Source organism: Pseudomonas protegens (assembly GCF_003732485.1).
GTDB lineage: Bacteria > Pseudomonadota > Gammaproteobacteria > Pseudomonadales > Pseudomonadaceae > Aquipseudomonas > Aquipseudomonas protegens_B.
In genome coordinates this window covers 120011-124943 of the sequence record NZ_MOAK01000086.1, presented here as the reverse complement: position 1 = coordinate 124943, position 4933 = coordinate 120011, and the positions used below count along the sequence as shown (strand labels likewise).

General features: G+C 62.2%; 5 protein-coding genes. 4 read left to right on the top strand and 1 reads right to left on the bottom strand.

Annotation, left to right across the window (positions count from 1 at the left end; all coding sequences use genetic code 11):
- Positions 1–425: 425 nt before the first annotated feature.
- The gene (locus BLX41_RS27515) at positions 426–2009 is read right to left on the bottom strand and encodes a peptide chain release factor 3 (RefSeq protein ID WP_123727436.1); all 1584 of its coding nucleotides are present in this window, start codon (positions 2007–2009) and stop codon (positions 426–428) included.
- Positions 2010–2359: 350 nt separating this feature from the next.
- Between BLX41_RS27515 and BLX41_RS27510 the strand changes: the two genes are divergently transcribed.
- From BLX41_RS27510 to BLX41_RS36435, 4 genes are all read left to right on the top strand, one after another.
- Positions 2360–3076 carry an ABC transporter permease gene (locus tag BLX41_RS27510; protein WP_102878350.1) on the top strand — a complete coding sequence of 239 codons (717 nt, stop codon included), beginning with the start codon at positions 2360–2362 and terminating at the stop codon, positions 3074–3076.
- Positions 3077–3100: 24 nt separating this feature from the next.
- A complete protein-coding gene (locus BLX41_RS27505) occupies positions 3101–3994 on the top strand; it encodes a glycine betaine ABC transporter substrate-binding protein (RefSeq protein WP_123727435.1) in 894 nt (297 codons plus the stop codon).
- A gap of 12 nt (positions 3995–4006) precedes the next feature.
- Positions 4007–4660 carry an ABC transporter permease gene (locus BLX41_RS27500; RefSeq protein ID WP_123727434.1) on the top strand — a complete coding sequence of 218 codons (654 nt, stop codon included), beginning with the start codon at positions 4007–4009 and terminating at the stop codon, positions 4658–4660.
- Positions 4657–4933: ATP-binding cassette domain-containing protein (locus BLX41_RS36435; RefSeq protein ID WP_259745249.1), on the top strand; the 277-nt coding region annotated here is incomplete at its 3' end. The genes BLX41_RS27500 and BLX41_RS36435, both read left to right, overlap by 4 nt.

Genomic DNA, 4933 nt, shown 5'->3' with positions numbered 1-4933 from the left:
AAGCAGATTGTGAGCCCAGGCCGCCGAGGTTCCGAGCGACAGCATCACCAGCACTTTGATCAGCAACAACGTGCGTTGGAAAATGTTCATAGCCGATTCCATCCTTCCCAGGTGAATCATCGAAGGCTGCGCCCAACCTTGCGAAGGTCACAGCACTGTCTGAAACCTAGTCCCGATATCCCGGCTTTTCCAGATAGCAGGCTATCGATAGCCAAACCTGCCGGGCCCTTCCGACTAACGGCGCTCCCTGAAATACACCACAACCCGCAGGAGCCGGCTTGCCGGCGAAGAGGCCCGCAAGCCATGCACCGCCGCGTCCGCCGCCTTCGCTGGCAAGCCAGCTCCTACGGGGCGGCGGGCCTATCCGGCGCGCAACAAAAAGCCCCGCTGTCTGCACAGCGGGGCTTGGGGTGTCACAGGCGAGCTTAGTGGTGTTCGCGGGTAGCGCGGAATTTCACGTCCGGCCAGCGCTCTTCCATCAGCGCCAGGTTGACCCGGGTCGGCGCCAGGTAAGTCAGGTGACCGCCGCCGTCCAACGCCAGGTTTTCCACCGCCTTGTTGGAAAACTCTTCCAGCTTCTTCTTGTCGCTGCATTCGATCCAACGGGCAGACCACACGGTGATCGGCTCATAGGAGCACTCCACCTTGTATTCCTCCTTCAGGCGGCTGGCCACCACATCGAACTGCAGCACACCCACGGCGCCGAGGATGATGTCGTTGCTGCGCTCGGGGAAGAACACCTGGGTCGCGCCTTCTTCGGCCAGCTGTTGCAGGCCCTGGCGCAGTTGCTTGGACTTGAGCGGGTCCTTCAGGCGCACGCGGCGGAAGAGTTCCGGGGCGAAGTGCGGGATACCGGTGAAGCCCAGGGCCTCGCCTTCGGTGAAGGTGTCGCCGATCTGGATGGTGCCGTGGTTGTGCAGGCCGATGATATCGCCGGCATAGGCCTCTTCCAGTTGCTCACGCTCGGAGGAGAAGAAGGTCAGGGCGTCGCCGATGCGCACGTCCTTGCCGGTACGCACGTGGCGCATCTTCATGCCCTTCTCGTACTTGCCCGAGCAAATGCGCATGAAGGCGATACGGTCGCGGTGCTTGGGGTCCATGTTCGCCTGGATCTTGAACACGAAACCGCTGAATTTTTCTTCCTGGGGCGCCACGGCGCGCTCGTTGGCTTCACGGGGCAGCGGCAGCGGCGCCCAGTCCACCACGGCGTCGAGTACGTGATCGACACCGAAGTTGCCCAGGGCGGTACCGAAGAACACCGGAGTCAGATGACCGTCGAGGAACTCCTGCTGGTTGAACTCGTGGCAGGCCCCCTGCACCAGCTCCAACTGCTCGATGAAACGCTCGTACTCGTCACCCAGGTGGGCCCGGGCTTCGTCGGAGTCGAGTTTCTCGATGATCTTGGTTTCGGTGCGTTCGTGGCCGTGGCCCGGGGTGTAGACGATGATGTAGTCGCCTGCCAGGTGGTACACGCCCTTGAAGTCGCGGTAGCAACCGATCGGCCAGGTGATGGGCGCGGCCTTGATCTTCAGCACCGCTTCGATTTCATCCAGCAGCTCGATCGGGTCGCGAATGTCGCGGTCGAGTTTGTTGATGAAACTGACGATGGGGGTATCCCGCAGGCGGCAGACGTCCATCAGGGCGATGGTCCGTGGCTCAACGCCCTTACCGCCGTCGAGCACCATCAGCGCCGAGTCCACTGCGGTCAGGGTGCGGTAGGTGTCTTCCGAGAAGTCTTCGTGGCCGGGGGTGTCCAGCAGGTTGATCATGTGTTCGCGATAGGGGAACTGCATGACCGACGTGGTAATGGAAATACCCCGCTGCTTCTCCATCTCCATCCAGTCGGAAGTGGCGTGGCGATCGGACTTACGCGATTTGACGGTGCCCGCCACCGCAATCGCCTTGCCCATCAGCAAGAGCTTTTCGGTGATGGTGGTCTTACCCGCATCCGGGTGGGAAATAATGGCGAAAGTGCGGCGTTTCGCGACTTCGGCGGCCTGTTGGGTCATGGGAAATCGCCTGGCGGTGATCAAAAAAGGGCGCAGATTATAGCCCAGACATAGCCTTGCGGGCCACAGCTCCCCCCGTCGCCCCGGCGACCGGACGGCAGATTAACGGTGGCTAAATGCTGCCAAGTATGGAACCTTTTAAAACGTGGAGACGTCCACTCCCCTGTCACGCGCTGTCGTCAGGGGCTGAAATATCAGCAAGTTAGCTTGACGAAGCTGCGCTCATGGCTCGTTCACCCGCCGCTCTGCCGGCGCTCGACGAGCTGCTTTTCGCGCGTACTTTCCCGGCAGCCAGGAATGGCCTTGCCACACGGGAAAGTGCCCGCCGACCGACAAAAAGGAGTCCGCCTGTGGCTATTCGCTATGGCAAAGGGCTGATAGGAGGCGCTGCGGTAATCGCCCTCCTGGCCCTGCTGGTCCACTGGATCGGCATCACTACGATCGAACACTACCGCGACGATCTGTTGTTCTACCTGCAAGCTCATCTGTTCCTGGTCCTGGCATCAATGCTTGCCGCACTGCTGGTGGGCATCCCCGCCGGCATTTTCCTCAGCCGCCCGAGCATGGTCGGGCGCGCCGAACGCTTCATGCAAGTGTTCAACATCGGTAACACCGTCCCCCCCCTGGCCGTCCTGGCCATCGCCCTGGGGATTCTCGGCATCGGCAGTGGCCCGGCCATCTTCGCTCTGTTCCTCGCCTCCTTGCTGCCCATCGTGCGCAACACCTATGAAGGCCTGAAAAACGTCCAGGGTTCCCTCAAGGAAGCGGCGGTCGGCATCGGCATGACGCCACGCCAGGTGCTGTGGAAAGTCGAATTGCCCAATGCCGTACCGATCATCATCGGCGGCGTGCGAGTGGCCCTGGCGATCAACGTCGGCACCGCGCCCCTGGCCTTCCTGATCGGCGCCAACAGCCTGGGCAGTCTGATCTTCCCCGGCATCGCCCTGAACAACCAGCCGCAACTGCTGCTCGGCGCCGCTTGCACCGCGCTGCTGGCCTTGCTCCTCGACGGCCTGGTGACCCTGGCCAGCCGCCTTTGGCTGGAACGTGGTCTGCGCCCGTCTTAAGCCCGTCAGAGCCAAGGAACCGACATGAAGAAATTAAGCCTGATACTCGGCTGCGCCCTGCTTTTCAGCACAGTGGCCCACGCCGCGGAAAAACCGTTGATCCGCATCGGCGCCCGGGTCTTCACCGAACAGACCCTGCTGGCGGAAATCACCTCCCAATACCTGCGCAGCAAGGGTTACGACACCCGCGTTACCGGCGGCCTGGGGAGCAACCTGGCCCGCAGTGCCCAGGAAAGCGGACAGCTGGACCTGATCTGGGAATACACCGGGGTCTCGCTGGTGGCCTACAACCACATCGACGAGAAACTCGACAGCGAACAGTCCTACGCCCGAGTGAAAGAACTCGACGCGAAAAAAGGCCTGGTCTGGTTGTCGCCGTCCAAGTTCAGCAATACCTACGCCCTGGCCCTGCCGGAGAACGTGGCCCGGGAACACCCCCAGATCAACAGCATCAGCGACCTGACCCAGGCCCTGGCCGAAAACACCAAGGAAAACCGCCTGGTGGCCCTGGACACCGAGTTCGCCAACCGCTCCGACGGCATGGCCGGGATGGTCAAGCTGTATGACATGGCCCTGACCCGCAAGAACACCCGGCAGATGGACGCCGGCCTGGTCTACACCGCCCTGCGCAATGGCCAGGTGTTTGCCGGTCTGGTGTACACCACCGACGGGCGCCTCAACGCCTTCAAGCTCAAATTGCTGGAAGACGACAAGCACTACTTCCCGGACTACACCGCAGCGCCCGTGGTGCGCCAGGTCTATCTCGACGCCCACCCGCAACTGGCCACCGACCTCAAGCCACTGGCAGCCCTGTTCGACGACGAAACCATGCGCCAGTTGAATGCGCGGGTCGATGTCGACCATGAAAGCCCATCCGCCGTGGCCGCAGATTTCCTGCGCCAGCACCCGATCAATTAAAGAGGAGAAGACATGGAATTCCTGAACGCCTTTTCCCATCTCGATTGGGCCCAGGTCCTGCACCTGACCTGGCAGCACATCACCCTGGTGGGCATCGCCGTCACCCTGGCCATCGTCTTCGGCGTGCCCCTGGGCGTGCTGATGACCCGCTTCCCGACCCTTGCCGGCCCGCTGCAGGCCAGCGCCACCGTGCTGCTGACCATTCCATCCATTGCCCTGTTCGGCCTGCTGCTGCCGTTCTACTCCAAGTTCGGCCAGGGCCTGGGCCCGCTGCCGGCCATCACCGCGGTGTTCCTCTATTCCCTGCTGCCGATCATGCGCAACACCTACCTGGCGCTGACCGGCGTCGAACCGGGCATTCGTGAAGCCGCCCGAGGCATCGGCATGACCTTCGGCCAGCGCCTGCGCATGGTCGAGTTGCCGATCGCGGTGCCGGTGATCCTCGCCGGGGTACGCACCGCCGTGGTGATGAACATTGGCGTCATGACCATCGCCGCCACCATCGGCGCCGGCGGCCTGGGCGTACTCATTCTTGCTTCCATCAGCCGCAGCGACATGACGATGCTGATCGTCGGCGCCGTGCTGGTCAGTCTCCTGGCCATCTTCGCCGACCTGCTTCTGCAATGGCTGCAACGCTCGCTGACTCCAAAAGGACTCCTGAAATGATCGAACTTCAAAACCTGACCAAGACCTTTCGCAGCAACGGCAAGGATGTCAAAGCCGTCGACTCGGTAAGCCTGACCGTCAATGAAGGCGAGATCTGCGTGTTCCTCGGGCCCTCCGGCTGCGGCAAGAGCACCACGCTGAAAATGATCAACCGCCTGATCATGCCCACCTCGGGCAAGGTGCTGATCAATGGCGAGGACACCACCGGCCTGGACGAAGTGACCCTGCGCCGCAACATCGGCTACGTGATCCAGCAGATCGGCCTGTTCCCCA

What these genes read in the sequence shown, in the direction of transcription:
- BLX41_RS27515 (WP_123727436.1), bottom strand. Translation starts at nt 2,009, where the DNA reads ATGACCCAACAGGCCGCCGAAGTCGCGAAACGCCGCACTTTCGCCATT.
- BLX41_RS27505 (WP_123727435.1), top strand. Translation starts at nt 3,101, where the DNA reads ATGAAGAAATTAAGCCTGATACTCGGCTGCGCCCTGCTTTTCAGCACA.
- BLX41_RS27500 (WP_123727434.1), top strand. Translation starts at nt 4,007, where the DNA reads ATGGAATTCCTGAACGCCTTTTCCCATCTCGATTGGGCCCAGGTCCTG.